Consider the following 25396-nt stretch of genomic DNA (forward strand, 5'->3'; position numbering starts at 1 on the left):
CCTCAGCTGCCCACGGCTAATTGGCCTGGTTTCCGTGTTGCTGCATGTCCTCATGCAGGATCCGCCGCAGTTCGACGATGGCCGGCGTGGCTTCCTGCACGCTGTGCCCGGAGACGATCACCTTCTCCGAGTCCGCATGCGGCAGGTGCGAGCTCCAGTAGGGCACCAGCCCGTCGCTGGTCTTTCCCAGCGGACCATCGGCCTTTGCCCGCGCGATGATCGAGTGGTAGTGCACCTTCGGCGACATCGGCAGGTCTGCCACGGCGCGAACGAAGGGATCGTCCTTGTCCAGATTCTGGATGCTGTTCATCTGGTAGCCGTGCTTGCCGTCGGAGCGGTCGATCTGGCCGTCGTTGGCGATGGTGGCAACGTCTTCCAGCACGGTCAGCGGCAACCGCACCAGGCGACCGATCCAGCGGCCCAGGCGGGTGCCCGCCACATCGGTGCCGCGGTGTGGCGTGGCGATGAACACCACCCGCGACACTGCCGGTTCCGGCAGGAAGGTCAGCACCGGTGCGCCCTTGGTGCGCAGCAGTTCACGCTGTGCCGGCGTCATCTGCGCGGTTGCCAGCAGGGTATCGACCAGATGATCGCCGGAAGAGGAAACCATCAACCGCGCGATCACCCCACCCATGCTGTGCCCGACCAGGACCATGTCATGCGAAGCCTGCGCCTTGCCGCTGGGGTCGAAATGCTTGAACACCTCATCCAGCGTGTGGCGCATCGCATCGTGGCTCATCGCGATGGGCATGTTGGTGGGGTAGTAGAACTGCCAGACCTGGAAGTCCTGGCGGATCTCGTCGTCGCGCAGCAGTTCGTTGGCCACGTTGACCCAGGCTTCCGGACTGCTGGCCAGGCCATGGATCATCAGCAGTACGCGACGGTTGGGATCGTAGGGCTGCATCATGTACAGATGCGGCGTGTCGATGCCGCCCTTGCCCCCGAACAGCGAGCGCAGCGACTGCCGGCTGAAATTGGAACGGGCCAGCCACAACGCATAGCCGGCGGTGAAGTTGGCCGCCAATGGCACGTGCTGGCCGTGCAGGGTTACTTCCGAAACCTGGTAGGGATCGTGAATCTCCAGCTCCGGCTCGTCATCGTGCAGCACTTCCCACAGGTTCTTTCCCGAGAAGCGCAGCAGCACCGTCATCGATGGCGAAGGCATCTCGCTCCAGCTCTGCGTGGCGGAAGGGCTTGCCTGCACCGCTGCCGGCGTAGTGCTGGGCGTGGTTGCGGCCGGGTCATCCATCACGGCCACCAGTTCGGCACCGAAGCCATCGCGGCGGTGCACGCTGCGCAGCGTGCCGGTGAACGACAGCGAGGCGGCGGGTACCAGCTCGGTCGGTGTACGCTCGTCCAACGCCGATGCTTCCCCTGAAGGGACCAGCACGAACGTCCAGCGGCCCAGCTGGAGATGGTTGGCATCGTTGTGCACGCGCCCGGTGGCGTAGGCGTCGTACAGCTGCACCGACGCCTCCTGCACGGCCAGGTTGTAATAGTCGCGCACCTGGGTCTGGCGGTCTTCGAAGCCGCGCTGGTTGGCGGTGCGCTCGGTAAAGAACAGATAGGCGTAGGCCTGGCGCGCGACCTGCATCCATGCGTCCAGGCGCGGCTGGAAGTCGGCATCCAACTCGTTGATTGCGGTCTTGGCGCGACCCGAGGCGGAGTACTCGCGCTTCGGCGCCGGCAGGGTCATCGCATACTGCAGCCACAGCTCGGCCAGGCTGGAGCGCTTGTCCTCCTCGCGCACGACGATGCTGGCTTCCATTGCTTCGATGCAGGGCAGGCCGGGCTTGGCGCAGACACCTTCATCAAGGCCGGCCACGCGCAGCGTCTCCGTGGTCGCCGCACTGAGCTTGCCGGAGGTGAGGATGTCACCGCGCTTGAGCGCGATGTACTGGCCGGGCGTGACCGAGGCGACCTGCACCGAAGGCCCGAACTGCCGCAGGGTCGCGCAACCTCCCAGGCTGAGCAGCGCGGCGATGATGAGGGTCGTGCGGCCGATCAAGCCCAAGCCCGTGGTAGCCATGCGATCCTCCTGCGCGGAGGCGCCACTCTAGCGGTCGGTCTGTCAAAGTGGAATCCACTGGCCGGATTGGGCCTGGCCGATGCGTCCGCCGTGCGATCCGGGCATTCCCGTGTGACACTGTGGTGGAACGTGCTTGGTGATCGTGATGACCTGGCTGGAAACACGTGTTCCCCCGCCCGTGGTGATGCTGCTGTGTGCAGCTGTCGGCTATGCAGCGTGCAGGCTGTGGCCGGGTTCTGCCTTTCGGGCACCGGTGCCGGCGCTACTGGCGGGTCTGACGATGGCGCTCGGTGTGGTGCTCAACCTGCTGCCCAAGATCTCCTTACGGCGAGCAGGCACCACCGTCAATCCTCTGCGACCTTCGGCCTCGAGCGTGCTGGTTACCAGCGGGATCTACTGCCGCACACGGAATCCGATGTATCTGGGCCAGGCGCTGGTTCTGCTGGGAGCCATGGTGTACCTGCAGCATCCGACCGCGCTGATGGTGGTCCCGCTGTTCCTGGCGTACATCACCCGGTTGCAGATCCTGCCGGAGGAGCGGGCACTGATGGCGCGCTTTCCCGAGGCATACGCGCAGTACCGTCGTCGCGTGCCGCGCTGGCTGTAGCGTTGGCTACGCCATCAGCGGCTGATCTGGCATTTCACTGCGGCCGAATAGCCCTCGTAGTCGTCGCCCGCGATCACGTGCAGGGTATGGCGCTTGTCGACGCGCTTCGCGTACGACGGTTCTTCGGTATTGGCGTGCTCGTTGACTTCGGTCACCGACCAGGCCTTGGCCAGGCGCTTGGCATCGACACCGTTCAAGTACACGAAGAGGCTCCTCTCGCCTTCGGCCACGTTCACATCGGCATTGGTGACCGTGCCGCCAAACAGCGCGACCGGCTTGTCCTCCGGTTCGAATGTACCGCCCGGCTTCTTGGCCAGGCCGGCTGCCTGCAGCGCATCGATGGCTTCGGCCTCGCTGAAGTTGGAGCCAGGTCTGCAGGACAGCAGGGCTTCCAACGTTGCGGTGCCTGGCGGCGCGATGGTGGGTGTGGAGGCGTGCGTGGCTGGGGCTGCGGCCAGGGCGGTGAGGAGCAGGGACATCGCGAGGGGGGCTTTCATGGCAGATCCTTCTGGCGATCGCGGGGTGAGGGGCTGTTGGAGGTGTCATCCCGATTATGCGCCACACATCCTCCGCGACGTGCAGGCACAAAAAAGCCGGAACCCCGGTTGACGGGAGATCCGGCTTCTTGCGGCCTCGACAGGCCATACAGATGGTGGAGGTGGGCGGAATTGAACCGCCGTCCGAAGGCACTCCATCCCCAGCACTACATGCTTAGCTCACCGTTGGATCTCGTCCCCGAACAGCACGGTGCGCAAAGCGCATCCGGGAACCAGCCTGTTGTGTTCTAGTGCCGGGCTGACAGGCAGCCGCCCAGCGCGATTCCATGATAGTGACTCTACACCGCGAGCATGGACACAAGCGGTTTCGAGGCTTAGGCCTTAAGCGGCCAGAGCGTAGTTGTCGTCGTTGGCAACTAGAGTTTTGCAGCTGGATTTACGAGGAAAGCTACCCCCTCGGCATGCGCCAGGCGACTTCACAACCCCCGTCGAAACCAATGCACCCCCGGTTTCTACAGTGCTGCAAGGTACAGGGCCAATGCCGTGTTGCCACGAGCGGGGCCTGCCCAACGCTGCCAATGCTACGCCAAAACAGCTGAACAGTCACCGTGGCAATCCACAACAAGTTGTAGAGCCTCCGTCATAGCGGATTGGTAACGTCATGGGCACGAATTTGCGACACACTGGCGACGACCATCCAAGCCAGGACAGACAGGGAGACTGTGGGTGACCGAGGCAAGCCAACAACGCAGCCTGCGACAGCTGGTTGGACCCGTCGGGGCCGACTACCAGCGGCGCGCGTTGCCGCCCGGCTGGGTCTGGGCGGTGCTGGCGGTGCTGCTGGCGGCCACCTGGCCGACCGAGCTGCCGGCGACGGCGGCAGCCGCGCTGGTCTCCAGTGCGGTGGTGGTGCACTGGCCGCAGCGTGGGCGCTTGCATTGGCTGGGCTGGCGGCTGCCGGCGCTGGCGGTGCTCGCCGCGCTGCTGTGGGGCCCGGATGTACTGTCACAGTGGTTCGAACATGGACTGGCCCTGACCTTGATGTCGCTGGCCAGCCTCAGCATTGGCGTGCATGTGTGGCAGTCGCGGCAAGTTGCGCGGCAGTTGCAGGCTTCCGCCGATGCGCTGGACGACGCCCAGTTGCTGGCCCTGCTGCCCGTCGACGCCGCGCGGCTGGCGCAGCAGTGGCGCGCCGGTGATGATCGCCACGCTCCGGAACTTTCGGTGGTGATGCACCTGGCGGTGATGCATGCGGCGCTGGCGCCGAGGATGCGCAGGCAGGGCGTTCTGGCCAGCTGAGCCGCATCGTGTTGTAGAGCCGAGCCTATGCTCGGCTGCTTCACGGCAGTCGAGCACAGCTCGGCTCTACGAACGCGGAAGCCGAGCACAGCTCGGCTCTACAGAAAGCCAAAGCAGCCGAGCATGGCTCGGCTCTACAGGGTGCTGCGCAGCCGCCTTACGCGTCGCGGTTGCCGCGACGCATCACGCGTTGTTTCTCGATCGCCCAGTCGCGGTCCTTGGCGGCATCGCGCTTGTCGTGGTTCTGCTTGCCCTTGGCCAGTGCGATCTCAAGCTTGATCTTGTTCTTGCTCCAGTACATCGCGGTAGGCACGATCGTGTAGCCGTCGCGCTCGACCTTGCCGATCAGCTTGTCGATCTCGTTCCGGTGCAGCAGCAGCTTGCGCTCGCGGCGGTCCTCGGCGACCACGTGGGTGGAGGCCTGGATCAACGGGGTGATCTGTGCACCGATCAGGTAGATCTCGCCGCGCTTCACATAGGCGTAGGCGTCGATGATGTTGCCACGGCCTGCGCGGATCGACTTGACCTCCCAGCCCTGCAGGGCGAGGCCGGCCTCGAAGCGCTCTTCGATGTGATACTCGTGGCGGGCACGCTTGTTCAACGCGATGGTTTTGTTGGCCGTCGCGCTCTTTGCTTTATCCTTGCCGCTGTTCTTGCTCATTTCCGTATTGTCTCCGATTCGGGCCCGCCCGGTCGATTGCCGAAACGTCCTGTATTCATGCCTACTATCCGCCGCAGCGCCCTGGTCGAACATTCGGCTGCGCGCATGTTCGACCTGGTCAACGATGTCCAGGCCTATCCGCGCCGTTTCCGCTGGTGTTCGGCCGCCCAGATCCTGGAGCAGGGCGAGGACCGCCTGGTGGCACGCCTGGACCTGGGCCTGGGTTCGTTCAGCACCTGGTTCCAGACCGAAAACACCCTGCAGCGCCCACACAGCATCGATATGCAGCTGCGCGATGGACCGTTCAAGCGGCTGCACGGCCGCTGGGAATTCCATGCGCTGGCCGAGGACGCCTGCAAGGTCACCCTCACCCTGGAGTTCGAGCCCAGCTCGCGCCTGCTCGGTCCGGCGCTGGCGATCGGCTTCCAGGGCCTGGCCGATCGGATGGTCAACGATTTCGTCCGCGTCGCCGACGAGGACTGAGCGGTGATCGAGGTCGAAGTGGTACTGGCTTGGCCGCAGCAGGTGCTGTCGCGCCGACTGAAACTGGAGGAGGGTGCCACCGTGGCCGACGCCATTGCCGCTGCGGCGCTGGAAGGCAGTGCCGATTGTCCGGCCGCTGCCGTGCACGGCGTCCTGGCGCGTCCGCAGCAGGTGCTGCTGGATGGCGACCGCGTCGAGCTGTTGCGCCCGCTGCTGGCCGATCCCAAGGACAACCGCCGGCGTCGCGCGCTCGGCGGTTGATCCCGGCAACCCGTCCCTGCGGACGGGGCTGGGCGCTTAACGGCCCTTCTTCTTCTTGTCCTTGGGCAGGTTGCGGCCGAACTGGCGCACGGTCTGCTGGGCCAGGGCCTTGTCGTTGCCCGGGAAGTAATCGCCCTCCCAGCGGGTCACGGTGTCATTCTCGAAGAACACCACGAAGTTCTTCACTTCGGTACGGCCCAGGCGGTTCACGCGCTGGCTGGACGTGTAGTCCCAGCGCTGGGCGTGGAACGGGTCGGGAATGGACGGGGTGCCCAGCAGCGCGGTGACCTGCTGCTTGCTCTGCCCGACCTGCAGCTTGGCCACGGCATCTTCCCGGATCAGGTTGCCCTGATAGATGGGTTGCTTGTAGATGATGCCGCACCCGGTGGTGGACAGGGCGACGGCGGCGACCAACAGGAGATTGCGCATCGGGACTGGCGGTTGGGGAAATCAAACCGATGATACACTCCCGGCGTGCCACCGCGACCCAATCCGAGGCAGCTGGCGCTAAATCGCCAATGAACGGAGACCTATGGAAACCCACGACCTGCGTAAAGTCGGCCTGAAGGTGACCCATCCGCGGATGCGGATCCTGGCGCTGCTCGAGCAGCGCAATGCCCAGCACCACCAGCATCACATGACCGCCGAGGACATCTACCGCCAGCTGCTCGAGCATGGCGACGAGATCGGCCTGGCGACCGTCTACCGGGTGCTGACCCAGTTCGAGGCTGCCGGCCTCGTGCTCAAGCACAATTTCGAGGGCGGCCAGGCCGTTTACGAACTGGACCGTGGTGGCCACCACGACCACATGGTCGACGTGGACAGCGGCAAGATCATCGAGTTCGAGAGCCATGAGATCGAGGAGCTGCAGCGCAAGATCGCGGCCGACCATGGCTACGAGCTGGAAGAGCACTCGCTGGTGCTGTACGTGCGCAAGAAGCGGAAGTAGGCCGTTCAGGCCCGCTGGATGCGACGAAACCCCGGGCCTGCCCGGGGTTTTTCGTTGCTTACGGTAGATTCCCGCCACGCCTGGATGATCCCATCAGGAGGTCCAGGTCCACCGCCTCGGCCATCGCCCGGTTCCCTGCATCACCCGGATGCAGGTGATCGCCGGAGTCGTAGGCGGCGGCCATCCGTAACGGCTCGGCCGGGTCGCGCAGCGCCGCGTCCAGATCGATCACCGCGTCGAACGGGCTGTCCGTACGCAGCCAGGCATTGAGTTGCCGCCGCAGGGCGTCCTTGTCCGGGTGGTAGTAGTCGTCCAGCGGCGTTCCGGGCAGGGCACCAGCGAACGGTGGCAGGGTGGCGCCGATTATCCGCACACCACGCCTGCGGGCCTGTTCTGCCAGGGTGCGATAGCCCGCCTGCAGTTCGGCCAGCGTTGGCCTGGCCTGGCCCCGGGCGAACGCCGTGCCGGGCCAGCTGATGTCGTTGATGCCGATCAGCACGATGACGCTCGCCACGCCGGGTTGATCCAGTGCATCGCGCTGGAAACGGGCCAGGGCGGACTCACCCATGCCGTCGCTCAGCAGCCGATTGCCGGAAATGCCCGCATTGACCACCGCCACCCCGCGCGGGGCGAGGCGCGCGGCCAGATGGTCGGTCCAGCGCTGGTCCTGGTCGAGGCTGGCCGTGGCGCCATCGGTGATCGAGTCGCCGATCACCACCACGCTGCGCGCGCTGGCGTTGGCCTCGACCTCGATACCGGCCAGGAGCAGGCGCGCGGTGGTGCTGCTGGCAGCGCGCAGCGCCTGGGCCCGGCTCTGGTCGCCAGCGGCGATCCAGCTGGTCTGGCGACCGTCCCAATGGAACGTCTGGACCGCCGCCGGCCCCGGCACGAAGACACTGACCTGCAGCGCCTGCCGGTCATCCGTGGCAAGCGCCAGCGGATCGCTCAGCCGTTCCTGGCCGGCCGATCACCACGCTGGGCTGGCCGTCGAAGCTGAGCGGGTGAGGCGCGCCGCCCATGCGTGCGGAGATGCTGGCCGCTCCGATCCGCAACGGCTGGGTACCGTAGGCATTGCTCAGCCGCACCCGCAGCCGCGCCCCGCCCAGGCTGATGCGCGCGGTCTGGCGGAAAGTCTTGTCATGCAGCGCGGCCGGAACCAGGGTTGGGAAGAGGAAATCCGCGCCCCAGACCGGTTGCGGGCTGGCCTGCCAGCTGGCGACCCAGTGCGGGGCCGTGGCCGCGCTGGCAGCGCCGGACAGGGCAATCAATGCGGCGGCGGTGAACTGGCTCAAGCGGTTCATCGGGCAATCCCGGGAAGGAGGAATCGCCATGGTGATTCTCCGGCCATCTGTGAACTAGACTGCGCATGGATAATCATCTGTGAACTGGATTCATCGTCATGGCGCGACCCGACATCAACCGATCCGGCGAGCTGGAAGTGTTCGTGCGGGTCATCGAGACCGGCGGCTTCTCCGCCGCCGCGCGCACGCTCGACATGACGCCGTCTGCGGTGAGCAAGCTCGTGGCACGATTGGAGCAGCGGCTGGGCACGCGACTGCTGCAGCGATCCACCCGCCAGCTGCAGCTGACCCCGGAAGGCTGCGCGTTCTACGAGCGGGGCCTGCGGGTGCTGGCCGATCTGGAAGAAGCAGAGCGCTGCGCCAGTGCCCATGCCGAACCGCGTGGACGCCTGCGGGTCAACTCCAACGTGCCGTTCGGCCAGCATTTCCTGTTGCCGCTGCTGCCGGCGTTCCTGGCGCGCAACCCGCAGGTGGGGGTGGACCTGACCCTCAATGATGAAGTGATTGACCTTCTGGAGCAGCGCACCGACGTTGCGGTAAGGGCCGGTCCGCTGAAGAGCTCCAGCCTGGTGGCGCGACGGCTGGGCGCGACGCGGATGATGATCGTGGCCGCGCCGGCGTACCTGCAGCGGCACGGGATGCCGCGCAACGCCGACGAACTGCAGTCGCACAACCGGCTGGACATCGGCCACGCGCGTGCGATGCAGGGCTGGCCGCTGCTGCAGGAGGGGCGAGAGCGGATGGTGCTGCCCAGCGGCAACGCCCGTGCCAGCAACGGCGATGCACTGCGCCAGCTGGTGCTGGGTGGTCTGGGCATGGCCCGCCTGGCCGCGTTCCAGGTGCAGGACGACGTCGCCGCCGGGCGCCTGCTGCCGGTGCTGGAAGAGGCCAATCCGGGTGACCTGGAAGAAGTGCACGCCGTGTTCCTGGGGCAGGGCGGTTACCTGCCGCTGCGGGTGCGCGCGTTCCTCGATTTCCTGGTGGAACAGGTCGATCTGACGCAGCCACGGGGGTAGGGCCGGCCGCTGGCCGGCAACCTCACGATCTTCGCCCACCCGTGTTGGGTTGCCGGCCAGCGGCCGGCACTACCGCGCGGAAGCCGGGCCTATGCCCGGCTCGGGCGGCGTTACACCTGCAGCAGCTTGCGTGCGGCGGCGCGCGCTTCCTTGCTCACTTCCACGCCACCCAGCATGCGCGCCAGCTCTTCTTCGCGCGCCTTGCTGTCCAGCTTTTCCACGGCGCTCTGGGTCATGCCTTCCACCGGCGCCTTGCTGACCCGGTAATGGGCATGGCCCTTGGAGGCGACCTGCGGCAGATGGGTCACGCACAGCACCTGGCGCTTCTCGCCCAGTGCGCGCAGCTTCTGGCCGACGATGTCGGCCACCGCGCCGCCGATGCCTGAATCCACTTCGTCGAACACCATCGTCGGCACCGCGTCCAGATCCAGCGCGGCCACTTCAATGGCCAGCGAGATGCGTGACAGTTCACCGCCCGAGGCCACCTTGCGCAGGGCGCGCGGCGGCTGGCCGGCGTTGGCGGCGACCAGGAACTCCACGCGTTCGGCGCCCTGCGGATCGGGCTTGCCGGCGTCCTGGGGTTCCAGCTCGATCAGGAACTGGCCGCCGCCCATGCCCAGCTCGGCGATGATGCCGGTGGTGGTGGCCGACAGTTCGGCGGCGGCGCTGCGGCGGCTGGCGGTCAGCACTTCAGCCTGCACGCGCCAGGCGGCGGCGGCCTTGTCGATCTCGCCGGCCAGGCGCTGCAGGCGCTCGTCGGCGCCGCGCAGTTGCTCCACTTCGGCATGCATGCGCTCGCGTTGCGCGCCCAGCTCGTCCATCGGCACGCGGTGCTTGCGGGCCAGGTCGTGCAGGCGGCCGAGGCGGCGCTCGTTCTCCTCGAACTGTTCCGGGTCGGCATCCAGATCGTCATGCACGCGGTCAAGCAGCGACAGGGCTTCGTGCAGCTGGATCGAGGCATTCTCGATCAGGCCGTCCACCTCGCCCAGCCGTGGGTCGTGTTCGATCAGGCGCGACAGCTCGTGGCGCACCTGCTGCAACAGGTCCAGCGCGGAGCTGCCGTCGTCACCGTTGAGCTGGTTGCTGGCCGCCTGGCAGGCACTCAGCAGGGCGCTGGCGTGGGCCTGGCGACGGTGGCTGGCGCCGAGTGCCGCGATCGATTCCGGCTCAAGGTCTTCCCGGTCCAGTTCGCGCAGCTGGTGCTCGAGGAAGCCGATCCGGTCACTGACGTCGCCCTGTTGCGACAGCGCCAGCGATTCATCGACCAGTGCCTGCCAGGCCGCGGCGGCGCGCCGTACCTGGCGGCGTTCGTTCTCGTTGCCGGCATAGGCATCCAGCAGCGCCAGCTGCGACGGGCGCGTCAGCAGGGCCTGCTGTTCGTGCTGGCCGTGGATCTCCACCAGCAACGAGGCCAGGTCGCCCAGCTGGGCCAGGGTCACCGGGCGGCCGTTGATCCAGGCCCGGGAACCGCCGTCGGCGCGGATCACGCGGCGCAGCTGGCATTGGTCCTCGTCGTCCAGCTCGTTGTCGGCCAGCCACTGGCGCGCAGCCTGAAGCTGGTCCAGCACGAACTCTGCGGAAAGCTCGGCGCGGGCGGCGCCATGGCGGACCACGCCGCTGTCGGCGCGCAGGCCGGACAGGAAGCCCAGCGCGTCGACCATCAGCGACTTGCCGGCGCCGGTCTCGCCTGAAACCACGGTCATGCCTGGCCCGAACTCCAGTTCGGTAGCGCGGACGACGGCGAAATCCTTGATCGAAAGATGTCTGAGCATGGGTAAGGGGGTATCAGCAGCCGCGCAACGCTAGCACGCGGGCGCGCGAGGTCCAATGACTTGCCAAGGTGATGCGCCGCCATTATCTAGTGTCCGTGTCTCACAGGTTGATTCCATGCACGGTTCTCCCGACCAGCTTGCCCCGCGTGCGCGCCATCTGCTGCGCACGCTGATCGCGCGTTATATCCAGGACGGTGAGCCGGTGGGCTCGCAGACGCTGGCACGCGTGGCCGGGCTGGAGGTCAGCCCGGCCACCATCCGCAACATCCTCGGCGACCTGGAGGACCTGGGCCTGCTGGCCTCGCCGCATACCTCGGCCGGGCGGGTACCGACCGCGCACGGTTACCGGGTATTCGTCGACAGCCTGCTGCAGATGCAGCCGCCGGGCGAGGGCGAGCTGGCCCGGCTGCGCCAGGAGCTGGCCGGCGGTGGCAGCACCCAGGCCCTGCTCGGCAGCGCTTCGGAACTGTTGTCGGCGATGAGCCACTTCGTCGGCGTGGTCAGCGCCCCGCGGCGGGAGCAGTTCGCCTTCCGCCAGATCGATTTCGTGGCGCTGGACGGACGGCGGGTGCTGGCGATCCTGGTGTTCGCCGACAACGAGGTACAGAACCGGGTCATTGAGACCCGCCAGGAGTTTGCGCCGGGGCAGCTGGAGCAGGTCGCCAACTACCTCAATGCGCATTTCGCCGGCCTGCCGCTGGCCGAGATCCGCACCCGCCTGCTGCTGGAACTGCGCGATGCCCGGTCCGAACTGGAACAGCTGCTGGCGCACAGCATCGAACTGGCCGAACAGGCCCTGCAGCCGCCGGCCGACGACATGCTGGTGGCCGGCCAGACCCGGCTGATGGGGGTGCAGGACCTGTCTGACCTGGAGCGCCTGCGCGAACTGTTCGAGCTGTTCTCCAGCAAGCGCGAGATCCTGCAGCTGCTGGAGCGGACCATCCAGGCGCCGGGCGTGCGCATCTTCATCGGCGAGGAGACCGGGATGATGCCGCTGCAGGGCGTCTCGCTGGTCACCGCCCCGTACACCGCCAACGGCCAGGTGCTGGGCGTGCTGGGCGTGATCGGTCCCAAGCGGATGGCCTACGACCGCGTGATCCCGCTGGTCCAGGCCACGGCCGATGTGCTCGGCGCGGCCTTTTCACCGGCCTCGCGCACGCCGGGAACATCCGACGCTTGAAACGCAGCATCCCGCCCACACTAGGGTGGTTGGAGGCGGAGTTTGACCGCCAGGGACCCAGACATGAACCACGAACAGCCAGATATCGAATCCCAGCAGAGTGCCGCCGATGCGGCCGCCACCGCCGGCGTCAACGACGAAGTCGAGCGCCTGCGCGCCGAAATCGAACAGGTCAAGGCCGATGCCCTGCGTGAGCGCGCCGACCTGGAGAACCAGCGCAAGCGCGTTGCCCGTGACATCGAACAGGCCCGCAAGTTCGCCAACGAGAAGCTGCTGGGCGATCTGCTCCCCGTGTTCGACAGCCTGGACGCCGGCCTGAAGGCCGCCGGCGACGACCCGCACCCGCTGCGCGAAGGCCTGGAGCTGACCTACAAGCAGCTGCTCAAGGTCGCTGCCGACAACGGCCTGGTCCTGCTGGACCCGATCGGCCAGCCGTTCAACCCGGAACACCACCAGGCGATCAGCCAGGCGCCGACCCCGGGCGCCGCCCCGGGCAGCGTGGTGACCGTGTTCCAGAAGGGCTACCTGCTCAACGAGCGCCTGCTGCGGCCAGCGCTGGTGGTGGTGGCCGCCGAGTGATCCCGCAGGGCCGGGGCGGCGGACAGACCCGCCACCCGACCCGACGCTGAACGCGCCGGATGACCGGAAACACAGCGTTCGGAGGATGGCTTGAATGTTCCACGAGCCTCCCCCACATCGTATTCATCCACCGGCCGAACGGCCGGACTGACCCCAACAAGCATCCTCAGGAGTCTCCCCCATGGGCAAGATCATTGGTATCGACCTCGGCACCACCAACTCGTGCGTGGCGATCATGGACGGCGGCAAGGCCCGCGTCATCGAGAATTCGGAAGGCGATCGCACCACCCCGTCGATCGTCGCCTACACCAAGGACGGCGAAGTCCTGGTCGGTGCCTCGGCCAAGCGCCAGGCCGTGACCAACCCGAAGAACACCTTCTACGCGGTGAAGCGCCTGATCGGCCGCAAGTTCACCGATGGTGAGGTGCAGAAGGACATCGCCCACGTCCCGTACAGCATCCTGGCCCATGACAATGGCGACGCCTGGGTCGCCACCAGCGACGGCAAGAAGATGGCCCCGCAGGAAATCTCGGCCAAGGTGCTGGAGAAGATGAAGAAGAGCGCCGAGGACTTCCTCGGTGAGAAGGTCACCGAAGCGGTCATCACCGTGCCGGCCTACTTCAACGACAGCCAGCGCCAGGCGACCAAGGACGCCGGTCGCATCGCCGGTCTGGACGTCAAGCGCATCATCAACGAGCCGACCGCGGCTGCGCTGGCCTACGGCCTGGACAAGGGCGACAACAAGGATCGCAAGATCGTGGTGTACGACCTGGGCGGCGGCACCTTCGACGTTTCGGTGATCGAGATCGCCAACGTCGACGGCGAGAAGCAGTTCGAAGTGCTGGCCACCAACGGCGACACCTTCCTGGGCGGCGAAGACTTCGACAACCGCGTCATCGAGTACCTGGTTGAAGAGTTCAACAAGGACCAGGGCATCGACCTGCGCAAGGATCCGCTGGCCCTGCAGCGCCTGAAGGACGCTGCCGAGCGCGCCAAGATCGAGCTGTCCAGCGCCCAGCAGACCGAAGTGAACCTGCCGTACGTCACCGCTGACGCGTCGGGTCCGAAGCACCTGAACATCAAGCTGACCCGCGCCAAGCTGGAAGCACTGGTGGACGACCTGATCAAGAAGTCGATCGAGCCGTGCCGCGTCGCCCTGAACGATGCCGGCCTGCGTTCGAGCGACATCAGCGAAGTGATCCTGGTCGGCGGCCAGACCCGCATGCCGAAGGTGCAGCAGGCCGTGACCGAGTTCTTCGGCAAGGAACCGCGCAAGGACGTCAACCCGGACGAAGCCGTGGCACTGGGTGCGGCGATCCAGGGCGGCGTGCTCGGCGGCGACGTCAAGGACGTGCTGCTGCTGGACGTGACCCCGCTGTCGCTGGGCATCGAGACCATGGGTGGCGTGTTCACCAAGATCATCGAGAAGAACACCACCATCCCGACCAAGGCCTCGCAGGTGTTCTCCACCGCCGAGGACAACCAGTCGGCCGTGACCGTGCACGTGCTGCAGGGTGAGCGCGAACAGGCCCGCTTCAACAAGTCGCTGGCCAAGTTCGACCTGTCCGGCATCGAGCCGGCCCCGCGCGGCCTGCCGCAGGTGGAAGTGTCCTTCGACATCGACGCCAACGGCATCCTGCATGTGTCGGCCAAGGACAAGAAGACCAACAAGGAACAGAAGGTCGAGATCAAGGCCGGTTCGGGCCTGTCCGAGGAGGAGATCGCGCGCATGGTCGCCGACGCGGAAGCCAACCGCGAAGAAGACAAGAAGTTCCAGGAACTGGTGCAGGCCCGCAACCAGGCCGACGCCCTGATCCACGGCACCCGTAGCGCGATCACCGAGCACGGCAGCAAGGTCGGCGGCGATGTCATCGGCAAGGTCGAGGCAGCGCTGGCTGACCTGGAAACCGCGATGAAGGGCGACGACAAGGCACAGATCGAAGCCAAGTCGAAGGCACTGGAAGAAGCTGGCCAGTCGCTGTTCGCCGCTGCTTCGGCCGACCAGGGCGGTGCCCCGGGTGCCGACGCCGGCAATGCCGGCAAGGCGCAGGACGACGTGGTCGACGCTGAGTTCACCGAAGTCAAGGACGACAAGAAGTCCTGATCCGGACCGACGCGGGACGCTGGCCACCAGCGTCCCGTTGTCGCATCAGGGTCCTGACCGCCCACCGGCGTGTCGGGGCGCCCGACGCAAGAGCGGACCTGGTTCCGCTCTTCCGCTTTGACGAATCCCGACGTTCCGGAACCCGATTCACGATATGAGCAAGCGCGATTACTACGAAGTGCTGGGCGTTGCCCGCACCGCCACCGAGGAAGAGCTGAAGAAGGCTTACCGCCGCTGCGCGATGAAGTTCCACCCGGACCGCAACCCGGGTGATGCGGCGGCCGAGGCCTCCTTCAAGGAGTGCAAGGAAGCCTACGAAGTACTGTCCGACGGCAACAAGCGCCGCATGTACGACAGCCACGGCCACGCCGCGTTCGAGCACGGCATGGGCGGCGGTGGTCCGGGCGGCCCGGACATGAACGATATCTTCGGCGATATCTTCGGCAACATCTTTGGTGGCGGCGGTGGTCCGCGGCAGGCCCGTCGCGGCGCCGACATCGGCTACGTGATGGAGCTGGACCTGGAAGAAGCCGTGCGCGGCGTCGAGCGCCGCATCGAGATTCCGACCCTGGCCGAGTGCAGCGACTGCGATGGCAGTGGCTCCGAGGACGGCAAGGTCGAGACCTGCAACGTCTGCCACGGCCGTGGCCAGGTGCGCATCCAGCGCGGCATCTTCGCCATGCAGCAGGCCTGCCACAACTGCGGCGGCCGTGGCCAGATCATCGCCAAGCCCTGCAAGACCTGCCATGGCAACGGCCGCGTCGAGGAAGATAAGGTGCTGTCGGTGAAGGTGCCGGCCGGCGTCGATACCGGCGACCGCATCCGCCTGCAGGGCGAGGGCGAAGCCGGTCCGGCCGGTACGCCGCCGGGTGACCTGTACGTGGAAGTGCGCGTGCGCGAGCATGCGATCTTCCAGCGCGATGGCGACGACCTGCACTGCGAAGTGCCGATCCGCATCTCGCAGGCGGCACTGGGTGACACCGTGCGCGTGGCCACGCTCGGCGGCGAGGCGGAGATCCGCATCCCGGCCGAGACCCAGACCGGCAAGCTGTTCCGCCTGCGTGGCAAGGGCGTACGTTCGGTGCGCAGCCGCAGCGAGGGTGACCTGTACTGCCGTGTGGTGGTGGAGACCCCGGTCAACCTCACCAACGAGCAGCGCAAGCTGCTGGAGCAGTTCGAAGCCACCTTCGTCGGTGAGGAAGCGCGCAAGCATTCGCCGAAGTCGGCCACCTTCATCGATGGCGTGAAGGGCTTCTGGGACCGCATGACGTCCTGAGTTCTCAACGCAAGCATTGAACGGTAGCGCCGGGCCATGCCCGGCGTTTTCGTATGCGGTCAGCGGAAAAACGCCGCAGGTGTCTGCCCGAGCTGCCGCTTGAACATGCTGGTGAACGCGCTTGGGCTGTCGTAACCCATCGCCAGCGCGACATCGATGACCTTGTCGCCGACGGCCAGCCGTTCCAGTGCGGCCAGCAGCCGCGCCTGTTGTCGCCACTGCCCGAAGGTCATGCCCAGTTCGCTGGCGAAATGGCGCTGGATGGTTTTCACGTCCACCTGCAGGGCCTGCGCCCAATCCTGCAGCGTGGCGTCGTCGCCGGGATGCTTCTGGATGTGCTGGCAGATCCGCTGCAGGCGCGGGTCGGTGGGCGAGGGCAGGTGCAGCGGCAGCACGTCCATGCGGTGCAGCTCGTCCAGCAGCAGGCGCACCACGCGGCCGTCGCGGCTGTCGTCCACATGCGCGGTCTCGATCAGGCTGGCGGCCAGCAGCAGCTCGCGCAGCAGCGGCGCCACCTGTACCGCGAACGCTTCGTCCGGCAGCTGCGGCGCGAAGTCCGGCTCCACGTACAGGCTGCGCATGTGTACTTCGGCGATGCAGTCCACCGCATGGGCCATGCCGGCCGGGACCCAGATCGCGCGGGTTGAAGGCACTACCCAGCGGCCGCCGTCTGCACGCACCACCATCAGTCCGGACATGGCGAACACCAGCTGGTGACGCCGGTGCCGGTGGGGCGCGATGTGTGTCCCGGGCTTGTAATGGCGGGCGCGGCAGGTCACTGGGCGGTGCACCGGAACCTCGTTCCACGGCGCAGTCTCGCGGACCTGGCAGGGGATGTCCTTTTTGCGATATGCCATGACCCGAACGCGGCAGAAGGGAGGGGGAGGTCACCGTAGCATGCGTGGCTCGCCCCCAACCTGACTGTATCCATGTCGACCCTGGCTTCTCCCGCAACCACCTCACGCCCGGTGGCCCCCGGCGTGCTGGCCGCCATCTCCACCTCGCATGTCGTCAACGACATGATGCAGTCGCTGATCCTGGCCATCTATCCAGTGATCAAGGGCGGCTTCAACCTCAGCTTCACCCAGATCGGCCTGATCACGCTGACCTACCAGCTCACCGCCTCGATCTTCCAGCCGTTGATCGGCATGGCTACCGACCGCCGCCCGGCGCCGTACTCGCTGCCGATCGGCATGGCCTCGACCCTGTGCGGCATGCTGCTGCTGGGCTTCGCACCGAACTACGCGGTGGTGCTGATGGCGGCGGCGATGGTCGGCATTGGTTCGGCCATCTTCCATCCGGAAGCCTCGCGCATCGCGCGGCTGGCCTCGGGCGGTCGCCATGGTTTCGCGCAGTCGGTGTTCCAGGTCGGTGGCAACTTCGGTACCGCGCTGGGCCCGCTGATTGCAGCGGCGGTGATCGTGCCGTATGGCCAGCATGCCGCATCGTGGTTTGCCGGCGCCGCCCTGATCGGCATCGCGCTGCTGACCTATGTCGGCCGCTGGTACGCGCTGCACCTGGGCATCCCGCGCCCGGCCAGCACCGCCTCGACGGCGCCGCGCCATCCGCCGCGCACCGTGGCCAAGGTGCTGGCGATCCTGCTGGTGCTGATCTTCAGCAAGTACTTCTACATGGCCAGCATCGGCAGCTACTTCACCTTTTACCTGATCCACCATTTCGGCATTCCGGTGGCACAGGCGCAGCTGCACCTGTTCGCATTCCTGGTGGCGTCCGCGGCCGGCGGCTTCCTCGGCGGCCCGCTGGGTGATCGCATCGGCCGCAAGCCGATCATCTGGACCTCGATCCTGGGCGTTGCGCCGTTCGCACTGATGCTGCCGCATGCCGATCTGTTCTGGACCACGGTGCTGGCGGTGCTGATCGGTTTCGTGCTGTCCTCGGCGTTCTCGGCCATCGTGGTCTATGCGCAGGAAATGATGCCGCACCGGATCGGCATGGTGTCCGGCCTGTTCTTCGGTTTCGCGTTCGGTATGGGCGGGCTGGGTGCCGCCGTGCTGGGCCTGCTGGCGGACAAGACCAGCATCGAGTACGTCTATCAGCTGACTGCGTTCCTGCCGCTGCTGGGCATCGTGGCGGCGTGGCTGCCGCCGTCGCGGCCTGCCGCTCAATGAGGGGGTTGGGTTGCAGGGCTTGCAGCCCTGCACCTGCCGAAGCAACGTCAACGTCAACAGCAGAAGCTGGCTATCCGTGGGTTGGCGGGGTGGGTCCGGTTGAGGGGGACGCTGCAAGTCCCCCTCCGGGGCCCGGCCCAGCCGCTGGCGGCTGTGCGTTCGGGCGCTTGCGAAGCGGTGCTTCGCACGCAAAGCGCCCTCACCCATGTAAGCTCGGTCGCCGCTTGCTCGTGTGCGCAGTCCTGCGCACACGGCAAGACCGGGGTTGGGCGTCCTGCCCAACCCGCCCGAGGCATACCTCGGGCCCATGCGGCTCTCGCCCCCTCAACCGGGCCCACCCCGCCTTCGACAGTTTTCCGCGATCTGTCGGAACAGCTCGTGGGGTCAGATCCGTTTTCCGAAGGAAAACGGATCTGACCCCGATTTATTTCGGTATCCCACAGATGTGCCGACGGTCGGCACCCACCAACAGTCGCGGGAATCTGTCAGAGGCGGGGCGGTGTGGGTGGGCAGGACCGTTGGCGCCATGGATGGCGCCATCGAGCCCCCATGGATGGGTTTACGGCGTGTCCTGACCACCCACACCGCCCCGCCATCCCACGGAATGCGGCTCTTGATCTTGCTTCGCCTTCGGCAGGTGCAGGGCTGCAAGCCCTGCCGAAAACCCCCTTGGGCGTAGAATGCGGCCATGAGCGAATCCCTTGATAACCACCTGGTCCACGGCCGCCGCCAGCGGCCCGACGGTCCGTCGCCGATCGATGTCATCTCGGTCCAGTCGCAACTCGTCTACGGTCATGCCGGCAACAGCGCGGCAATCCCACCGATGCGCGCGCTGGGCGTGCGTGTGGCAAGCATTCCGACGGTGCTGCTCAGCAACGCGCCGTTCTACGACACCACGCGTGGCCGCGTGCTGCCGGCCGACTGGTTCGCCGACCTGCTGCTCGGCAGCCACGAGCGCGGCCTGCCGCAACGCGCGAAGATGCTGGTGTCCGGCTACTTCGGCAGCACCGCCAACGGTGCCGCCTTCGCCGACTGGCTGGACGCGATCCTGCCGGGCTGCCCGCAACTGCGTTATTGCCTGGACCCGGTGATCGGTGACACCCACACCGGCCCGTACGTGGAACCGGGCCTGGAAGCGATCTTCGCCGAGCGCCTGCTGCCCCATGCCTGGCTGGTGACCCCGAACGCCTTTGAACTCAATCGCCTGACCGGCATGCCAGCGCTGGCCGAGGCCGATGCCATCGCCGCCGCGCGCACGCTGCTGGATCGCGGCCCGCATTGGGTGATCGCGCACAGCGTGGGCGGCACCCCGGGTGAACTGGTAACCCTGGCCGTTGGCCGCGAGGAAACCTGGCGCTGGACCTCGCCGTTGCTGCCAGTGGACGTGGCAGGCACCGGTGATGTGCTGATGTCGCTGGTGGTGTCGTTCCTGCTGCGCGGCGAATCGATGCAGCAAGCGATCTCGCGCGCGATTGCCGGCACCCATGCGGCGCTGGAGGCGACCCTCGACAACGGCTTCGAAGAGTTCGACGTGATTGCTGCAGCGCCGGCGGCGCTGGCCGAAGGAACGCGCTTCCGCGCCGAACGCGTGGCATGAGCGGCCTGGACCCACGCACGCCGCGCACGGTCGGCATCATCGGCAGTGCCGGCGCCTACGGGCGCTGGCTGACCCGCTTCTTCCAGCAGCACATGCAGCTGCAGGTGATCGGCCACGATCCGGCCGATCCGGACTCGCATACGCCGGAACAGCTGCTGGCGCAGGCTGACGTGCTGGTGTTCTCGGCACCGATCCGGCATACGCCGGCTCTGATTGCCGCGTACGTGCAGCAGTCGGCCGGTCGCGAGCAGGACCGGCTGTGGCTGGACGTGACCTCGGTAAAAGAAGCGCCGGTGCAGGCGATGTTGGCCTCTCAAGCCGAAGTGGTCGGCCTGCACCCGATGACCGCGCCGCCCAAGGCGCCGACCCTGAAGGGCCGGGTGATGGTGGTCTGCGAAGCGCGGCTGCGGCACTGGCAACCGTGGGTTGATACGCTGTGCACGGCGTTGCAGGCTGAGTGCGTGCGCGCCACGCCGCAGCATCACGACCAGATGATGGCGCTGGTGCAGGCGATGGTGCATGCCACCCACCTGGCCCAGGCCGGCGTGCTGCGCCAGTACCAGCCGCAGCTGGGCGACCTGGCCGCGATGATGCCGTACCGGTCGGCATCGTTCGAACTGGATACGGCGATCATCTCGCGCATCCTGTCGCTGAACCCCGCGATCTACGAGGACATCCAGTTCGGCAATCCGTACGTGGCGCCGATGCTGGAGCGCTTGGTCGGCCAGCTGCAGGCCCTGCAGGCCCAGGTCGGGCAGGGCGACGACACTGCACGCAGTGCATTCCGTGAGCAGCTGTTGTTGGCCAATCGCACTGCCTTCGGCGAGCAGGAACTGGCTGACGGCAACTACACGTTCGAACGCGTGGGTTACCTGTTGGCGGACCTGACCGAGCGCAACGCGCTGTCGGTGCATTTGCCGGAGGACCGGCCGGGCTCGCTGCGTGAACTGTTGAACGTGTTCGAGCAGCACCGCATCAGCCTGGCCTCGATCCATTCCTCACGCACGCCCGGGGGCGAGGTGCATTTCCATATCGGATTCGTGGCCGGCAGTGATCCGACGGCGATCCGTCGGGCAGCGGCCGAAGTGGACGCCAGCGGCATCGGACGGGTGCTGGGCTGAGCACATTCATCCACAGGTGGTGTGGATGGTTTCTGAGCAAAGGTGTGGATAACCGCGCGCAGCCCTTGGCAGCCAAGGCTGTCAAGATGCCTGGTGAAAAATTGACCATGCTTTTTTGTAGCGTCGAGCCATGCTCGACCGCCTTTGGCAAAAAGCATGTCGACCAAGGTCGACACCCACCAGAGCCACCAGAGCGGGGCGGAATGAAATCCGGTATCGCCGGGCATGCCTGGCGAGCCTCAGATCGTCAGCCTCAGCTCACCGCCGCTTGTTGTGAATTCGCGGCCATTGCGCACCAGCTGGCGCCCGTCATCCAGCTCATAGCGTGGCGTAGCTTCGGAGTGGTGCCCGCTGCCACTCGCTTCGGGCTTGAACTCGATGATGATGTGGCTTTCGCCGTTGCTGTCGACGGCGGGGAACTGACGGAACGACATCGTGCACCTCCTTCAGCGGATGCTGCTGTTGCGCGGCCAGCTTGGCCGCGCCGATGTTAGCCGGACGTCATCAATCGATGAACTGCAGGCGTGCCAGTTCAGCGTACAGTCCGTCTTCGGCCAGCAGCTGTGCATGCGTGCCCTCGGCGACGATGCGGCCCTGGTCCATCACCACGATGCGGTCGGCCTTGAGCACGGTGGCCAGGCGGTGGGCGATGACCAGCGTGGTGCGACCCGCCATCAACCGTTCCAATGCCTGCTGCACGCTGTGTTCGCTCTGTGCATCCAGCGCGCTGGTGGCTTCATCCAGCAGCAGGATCGGCGCATCCTTCAGCAGCGCGCGGGCAATCGCCACACGCTGCTGCTGGCCACCGGAAAGGCGGGCACCGCGCTCACCCAGCTCGCTGTCATAGCCCTGCGGCAACGCGCGCAGGAAAGCATCGGCCTCGGCGGCACGCGCGGCATCCTCGACTTCCGCGTCGCTGGCCTGCAGGCGGCCATAGCGGATGTTGTCGCGTGCACTGGCCGCGAACAGCGTCGGCTGCTGCGGCACCAGCGCCAGCTGCGCGCGCAGCTCGGCCGGGTCGACCTGGCGCACGTCGATGCCGTCCACGTCGATGCGGCCGCTGGCTGGGTCATGGAAGCGCAGCAGCATCGAAAGCACCGTGCTCTTGCCCGCCCCTGACGGACCCACCAACGCTACGGTCTCGCCGGGGCGCACATGCAGGTTGAAGTGGTCCAGTGCGGCCTGGTCTGGTCGCTGCGGGTAGTGGAACACCACGTCGTCGAATCGTATCTCGCCACGCAGCGGTTGCGGCAGCGCGTGCGGCTGGGCCGGCGCGCGGATCTCGATGTCTTCCTGCAACAGCTCGCCGATGCGGCCCATGCCGCCGGCGGCGCGCTGCAGCTCATTCCATACTTCGGCCAGCGCGCCCACCGAACCGCCGCCGATCAATGCATACAGCACGAACTGACCCAGCGTGCCGGCGCTGAGGCGGCCGTCGATGACGTCGTGCGCGCCCAGCCACAACACGCCGACGATGGCGCCGAACACGAGCAGGATGGCGCTGGCGGTGACCAGCGACTGCGCGCCGATGCGGCGCCGAGCGGCGCCGATGGCGTCACCGAGCGCCTTGTCGAAGCGTCCGCGTTCATAGGGTTCGCGCGCATGTGCCTGTACCGTGCGCACCGCTCCCAGTGTCTCACTGGCCAGGCTGTTGGCGTCGGCGATGCGGTCCTGGCTGTTGCGTGCGACGGTGCGCAGCTTGCGTGCGCCGATGATGATGGGCAGCACCGCCAGTGGGATGCCAAGCAGCGACCACGCCGCCAGCCGGGGACTGGTCACAAACAGCATCGCCAGGCTGCCGATGACCGTGACCGTGCTGCGCAGAGCCACCGACATGGTCGAGCCGACCACGCTGCGCAGCAGTTCGGTGTCTGCGGTCAGGCGCGAAACCAGCTCTCCGCTGCGGCTGCGGTCGTGGAAGCCGGCGCCCAGCTGGATCAGGTGGGCATACAGCTGGCTGCGCAGGTCGGCCACGACTTTCTCGCCAAGCAGCGACACGAAGTAGAAGCGCGCGGCCGTGCCCAACGCCATCACTACCGCCACCAGCATCAGCAGGGCGAACGCACGGTTGATCTGGCCGCCGCTGCTGAAACCATGATCGATCATCTGCTTCACCGCCGGAGGCAGGCTCAGCGTGGCGGCCGAAGACACCGCCAGGGCCAGCAGCCAGGCGGTGAACAGCCCGCTGTGGCGGCGCACGAATGGCCACAGCGTGCGCAGGCTGCCGAGGCGCCGCAGCGGCGGGGTCGAAGCGGGGGCGTCGTCCTTGTCAGTCATCCTGGTCGTCTTCTATGCGGATACGGTCACGGGTGGCGTCGCGCAGGCGGATTTTCAATGCGTCGACCTGATCGGCAGGCAGTTCGATCCGCAGGCACACACCGTTGGCATCGAACTGTTCATCGCGCTTTTCCGCGCTGAAGGCGGGCAGGGTGGCGTGCAGGGTGCCGAGGTCCTCAAAGCCAGCCAGCAGCTGCAACCGGGCCAGCGCCACCAGCGGCAGGCGCGGGGCGGTGCGCAGGCACTCGGCGGCGGCGCCACCGTAGGCGCGTACCAGGCCACCGGCGCCGAGTTTGATGCCGCCGAACCAGCGCGTCACCACCACCATCACCCGGTCGAAGCCCTGCCCGTCGATCGCCGCAAGGATCGGACGTCCAGCCGTGCCGGCCGGCTCGCCATCGTCGCTGGAACGATAGTCCTGGCCGTGCCGGTAGGCCCAGCAGTTGTGGGTGGCATCGGTCACCGCGACCTGCTGCAGGAACGCCATGGCCGCTGCGGCGCCTTCGATCGGCGCGGCATGGGCGATGAAACGGCTGTGTTTGACTTCCAGCGTGTGGCTGACCGGCTGGGCGAGAGTATCGAGCATTCCCGCCATTCTACGGGGTTGCCGGGTATTCCCGTCCGCTTCAGTCGTCCAGCAGTGGGCGCAGGTCGCGTGGCAGGCGCGCTTCCGGGTACTGCTGCATGTAACGCTCCAGGCTGGCACGGGCCAGATCGCGCTGGCCGTCGTCGCGTCGTGTACGGATTTTCTGCAGCCACTGCCGGCGCGGCAGTCGTGCGTCGGCGTCCACTTCGGCCTGCACGGCATCCGCGCTCAGGCGCGCATCGCTGCCGCGGCGCATGATGCCCGGTGCGGAACGGCTGGGAGCCTCACGCTTCATCGAGGTGATCTCCACCCGATCCAGCGCCTGCGCCCGCTCGACCTCGGCTGCATTGGCGGCCGGTGCGCTGGCCGCGCGTGCTTTCAGTGCCCCGGACGCTGCCGGCGCGAGGGCCGGTGCCGGTGTGGGTGCCGAGTAGGCGGCGGGTGCCGGTGGCGCAGGTGGCGCAGGTGGCGCCGCTGCCGGTGCGGGCGGGAGGGCCGCAAAGGAGACATCGGCGGCCGCATCCGCAGCCATCGATCGTGCTGCCTGGGCCGACGCTTCATCGGGTTCGGCCGGAACGGGCTTGGACGCCCGCGCGATGGCCGGTGCCGGGGCGGCGGCAACGGGGGCCGCCTCGGGTGCTGCGGGCGCAGTAGCGGGATCCGCTGCCACCACCGCGCTGTCGGCTGCGCGGTTGCCAGCGGCCTGATCGGCAGCCGCGCTGTCTTCTGCCGCAGCCGGTGCCGCAGCCACGGCCGCCTCACCGGCCGGAATCGGCGGCGGTTCCGGACGCAGCTGCCAGGCGATGCCGATGGCGAACACCATCGAGGCGGCGATGCCGAACACGGCCGGCCAACGCGGGCGTGTGCGCTGCGTGCGCGGCGCCTCCGGAGAGGCCACTGCATCGGCAGGCGGAGCATCCACGGCGGCACGGGCCGCGGCCAGAATGGCGGTGTCCAGTGCAGCCGGCGGTGCCTGTTCGGCGCGACGGCCGAGCAGCCGGGACAGCTCGCGTTCTTCCGGCGTCAGTGGTTCGTCTCGGTTCATGCGTTCAATCCCGCACGCAGCTTGTCCATCGCATAGCGCAGCCGCGATTTCACGGTTTCCCGGCCTACGCCGGTGATCTGGCCGATCTCCTCCAGGCTCAGTTCCTGATCCAGCCGCAGCTGCAGCACTTCGCGCTGCTCCGGCGGCAGTTGTTCCATCGCCAGCTGGATGCGGCGACGTTGCTCGAATTCGGATAGCTCGCCTTCCGGGGTCTGCCCATCCTCGATCGCGGCCAGGCGCAGATCGGCGTCGGCCGGCGCGGCGGGGCGATGACGGGCGGCACGCCAATGGTCATTCAGGCGGTTGTGGGCGATGCGGAACAGCCAGGTGCTGAACGCGGCCTCGGGCTGCCAGCCGGCGCGGGCGCTGATCACCCGCTGCCAGACGTCCTGGAAGATCTCCTCGGCCAGCGCGTTGTCGCGCAGTTGCCGCAGCAGGAAGCCGAACAGGCGCTTGCGGTGGCGCGCATACAGGCTTTCGAAGGCGCGCAGGTCGCCACCGGCCCAGGCCAGCATCAAGGCTTCATCGGTTGGCAGTGCGCTGGCTTCCACGGCGTACAGGGTAAGGCCTGCGGGCGATGGCGCATAGCCGGTGGCGGGGGCGGGCAGGGCGAGGGTCATGGCTCGG

At 67.1% G+C, this 25396-nt stretch carries 24 protein-coding genes, 1 other RNA gene and 1 pseudogene; 13 read left to right on the forward strand and 13 right to left on the reverse strand.

Going from position 1 to position 25396, the window contains the following annotated elements:
• Positions 1-16 precede the first annotated feature (16 nt).
• Complete coding sequence (locus G370_RS0114460) at positions 17-2029, reverse strand: esterase/lipase family protein (protein ID WP_019661234.1); 2013 nt, start codon at positions 2027-2029, stop codon at positions 17-19.
• A gap of 145 nt (positions 2030-2174) precedes the next feature.
• Between G370_RS0114460 and G370_RS0114465 the strand changes: the two genes are divergently transcribed.
• Positions 2175-2636 (forward strand): methyltransferase family protein, encoded by a 462-nt coding sequence (locus G370_RS0114465; RefSeq protein ID WP_026347158.1) that lies wholly within the window; start codon positions 2175-2177, stop codon positions 2634-2636.
• A gap of 14 nt (positions 2637-2650) precedes the next feature.
• Here the strand turns inward: G370_RS0114465 and G370_RS0114470 are convergent, their stop codons facing one another.
• Together G370_RS0114470 and ssrA are read right to left on the reverse strand one after the other, a co-directional pair.
• The gene (locus tag G370_RS0114470) at positions 2651-3133 is read right to left on the reverse strand and encodes a hypothetical protein (RefSeq protein WP_026347159.1); all 483 of its coding nucleotides are present in this window, start codon (positions 3131-3133) and stop codon (positions 2651-2653) included.
• A gap of 153 nt (positions 3134-3286) precedes the next feature.
• Positions 3287-3640, reverse strand: a transfer-messenger RNA (tmRNA) gene (gene ssrA, locus G370_RS1000000121400).
• Positions 3641-3859: 219 nt separating this feature from the next.
• Here ssrA and G370_RS0114475 point away from each other — a divergent pair.
• Positions 3860-4432, forward strand: coding sequence for a hypothetical protein (locus G370_RS0114475; protein ID WP_019661237.1), 573 nt, complete (start codon positions 3860-3862; stop codon positions 4430-4432).
• Between the two features lie 157 nt (positions 4433-4589).
• Here G370_RS0114475 and smpB read toward each other — a convergent pair whose 3' ends face one another.
• Positions 4590-5093 carry an SsrA-binding protein SmpB gene (gene smpB / locus G370_RS0114480; RefSeq protein ID WP_019661238.1) on the reverse strand — a complete coding sequence of 168 codons (504 nt, stop codon included), beginning with the start codon at positions 5091-5093 and terminating at the stop codon, positions 4590-4592.
• 57 nt (positions 5094-5150) lie between these two features.
• Here smpB and G370_RS0114485 point away from each other — a divergent pair, with 57 nt between their 5' ends.
• Positions 5151-5576, forward strand: coding sequence for a type II toxin-antitoxin system RatA family toxin (locus tag G370_RS0114485; RefSeq protein ID WP_019661239.1), 426 nt, complete (start codon positions 5151-5153; stop codon positions 5574-5576).
• A 3-nt stretch (positions 5577-5579) separates the two neighbouring features.
• On the forward strand, positions 5580-5837 hold the full coding sequence (locus G370_RS0114490) for an RnfH family protein (protein ID WP_019661240.1): 258 nt from the start codon (positions 5580-5582) through the stop codon (positions 5835-5837).
• 36 nt (positions 5838-5873) lie between these two features.
• Here G370_RS0114490 and G370_RS0114495 read toward each other — a convergent pair whose 3' ends face one another.
• A complete protein-coding gene (locus G370_RS0114495; RefSeq protein ID WP_005409234.1) occupies positions 5874-6266 on the reverse strand; it encodes an outer membrane protein assembly factor BamE in 393 nt (130 codons plus the stop codon).
• 103 nt (positions 6267-6369) lie between these two features.
• Between G370_RS0114495 and fur the strand changes: the two genes are divergently transcribed.
• Positions 6370-6786: a ferric iron uptake transcriptional regulator gene (gene fur / locus G370_RS0114500; RefSeq protein WP_014646807.1), complete on the forward strand. Its 417-nt coding sequence runs from the start codon at positions 6370-6372 to the stop codon at positions 6784-6786.
• 58 nt (positions 6787-6844) lie between these two features.
• Here fur and G370_RS01000000120860 read toward each other — a convergent pair.
• Positions 6845-8087: pseudogene (locus G370_RS01000000120860) on the reverse strand (SGNH/GDSL hydrolase family protein).
• A gap of 98 nt (positions 8088-8185) precedes the next feature.
• Between G370_RS01000000120860 and G370_RS0114510 the strand changes: the two are divergent.
• Entirely contained in the window at positions 8186-9103 is a 918-nt protein-coding gene (locus tag G370_RS0114510) for a LysR family transcriptional regulator (RefSeq protein ID WP_019661241.1), read from the forward strand.
• 110 nt (positions 9104-9213) lie between these two features.
• On the opposite strand, the gene recN is transcribed toward G370_RS0114510, so the two are convergent.
• Positions 9214-10875: a DNA repair protein RecN gene (gene recN / locus G370_RS0114515; protein WP_019661242.1), complete on the reverse strand. Its 1662-nt coding sequence runs from the start codon at positions 10873-10875 to the stop codon at positions 9214-9216.
• 115 nt (positions 10876-10990) lie between these two features.
• On the opposite strand from recN, the gene hrcA reads away from it, so the two are divergent.
• The 4 genes from hrcA (at position 10991) to dnaJ (ending at position 16014) form a co-directional block, all read left to right on the forward strand.
• Entirely contained in the window at positions 10991-12055 is a 1065-nt protein-coding gene (gene hrcA / locus G370_RS0114520; protein ID WP_019661243.1) for a heat-inducible transcriptional repressor HrcA, read from the forward strand.
• Between the two features lie 63 nt (positions 12056-12118).
• Positions 12119-12634 carry a nucleotide exchange factor GrpE gene (grpE, locus tag G370_RS0114525; RefSeq protein WP_019661244.1) on the forward strand — a complete coding sequence of 172 codons (516 nt, stop codon included), beginning with the start codon at positions 12119-12121 and terminating at the stop codon, positions 12632-12634.
• 181 nt (positions 12635-12815) lie between these two features.
• Positions 12816-14738, forward strand: a complete 1923-nt coding sequence (gene dnaK / locus G370_RS0114530) for a molecular chaperone DnaK (RefSeq protein WP_019661245.1) — start codon at positions 12816-12818, stop codon at positions 14736-14738.
• A 154-nt stretch (positions 14739-14892) separates the two neighbouring features.
• Complete coding sequence (gene dnaJ / locus G370_RS0114535; protein ID WP_019661246.1) at positions 14893-16014, forward strand: molecular chaperone DnaJ; 1122 nt, start codon at positions 14893-14895, stop codon at positions 16012-16014.
• A gap of 59 nt (positions 16015-16073) precedes the next feature.
• Here the strand turns inward: dnaJ and G370_RS0114540 are convergent, their stop codons facing one another.
• Positions 16074-16871, reverse strand: coding sequence for an AraC family transcriptional regulator (locus G370_RS0114540; RefSeq protein ID WP_019661247.1), 798 nt, complete (start codon positions 16869-16871; stop codon positions 16074-16076).
• A gap of 72 nt (positions 16872-16943) precedes the next feature.
• Here G370_RS0114540 and G370_RS0114545 point away from each other — a divergent pair, with 72 nt between their 5' ends.
• The 3 genes from G370_RS0114545 to G370_RS0114555 all read left to right on the forward strand — a co-directional run bounded on the left by G370_RS0114545 (position 16944) and on the right by G370_RS0114555 (position 20861).
• Positions 16944-18143: an MFS transporter gene (locus G370_RS0114545; RefSeq protein ID WP_019661248.1), complete on the forward strand. Its 1200-nt coding sequence runs from the start codon at positions 16944-16946 to the stop codon at positions 18141-18143.
• Between the two features lie 688 nt (positions 18144-18831).
• Entirely contained in the window at positions 18832-19740 is a 909-nt protein-coding gene (gene pdxY, locus G370_RS0114550; protein ID WP_019661249.1) for a pyridoxal kinase, read from the forward strand.
• Positions 19737-20861: a prephenate dehydrogenase gene (locus G370_RS0114555; protein WP_019661250.1), complete on the forward strand. Its 1125-nt coding sequence runs from the start codon at positions 19737-19739 to the stop codon at positions 20859-20861. Before pdxY ends, G370_RS0114555 begins: the two co-directional genes overlap by 4 nt.
• A 239-nt stretch (positions 20862-21100) precedes the next feature.
• Here the strand turns inward: G370_RS0114555 and G370_RS0114560 are convergent, their stop codons facing one another.
• From G370_RS0114560 to G370_RS0114580, 5 genes are all read right to left on the reverse strand, one after another.
• Positions 21101-21295: a hypothetical protein gene (locus G370_RS0114560; protein ID WP_019661251.1), complete on the reverse strand. Its 195-nt coding sequence runs from the start codon at positions 21293-21295 to the stop codon at positions 21101-21103.
• A 70-nt stretch (positions 21296-21365) separates the two neighbouring features.
• The gene (locus G370_RS0114565) at positions 21366-23138 is read right to left on the reverse strand and encodes an ABC transporter transmembrane domain-containing protein (protein ID WP_019661252.1); all 1773 of its coding nucleotides are present in this window, start codon (positions 23136-23138) and stop codon (positions 21366-21368) included.
• Positions 23131-23724: an IMPACT family protein gene (locus G370_RS0114570; protein WP_019661253.1), complete on the reverse strand. Its 594-nt coding sequence runs from the start codon at positions 23722-23724 to the stop codon at positions 23131-23133. Before G370_RS0114570 ends, G370_RS0114565 begins: the two co-directional genes overlap by 8 nt.
• A 40-nt stretch (positions 23725-23764) precedes the next feature.
• Complete coding sequence (locus G370_RS0114575) at positions 23765-24769, reverse strand: hypothetical protein (RefSeq protein ID WP_019661254.1); 1005 nt, start codon at positions 24767-24769, stop codon at positions 23765-23767.
• A complete protein-coding gene (locus G370_RS0114580; protein ID WP_229301621.1) occupies positions 24766-25284 on the reverse strand; it encodes an RNA polymerase sigma factor in 519 nt (172 codons plus the stop codon). The genes G370_RS0114575 and G370_RS0114580 overlap by 4 nt, the downstream gene beginning before the upstream one ends.
• Positions 25285-25396: the final 112 nt, after the last annotated feature.

It is taken from the genome of Stenotrophomonas hibiscicola ATCC 19867 (assembly GCF_000382065.1).
GTDB classification, from domain to species: domain Bacteria; phylum Pseudomonadota; class Gammaproteobacteria; order Xanthomonadales; family Xanthomonadaceae; genus Stenotrophomonas; species Stenotrophomonas hibiscicola.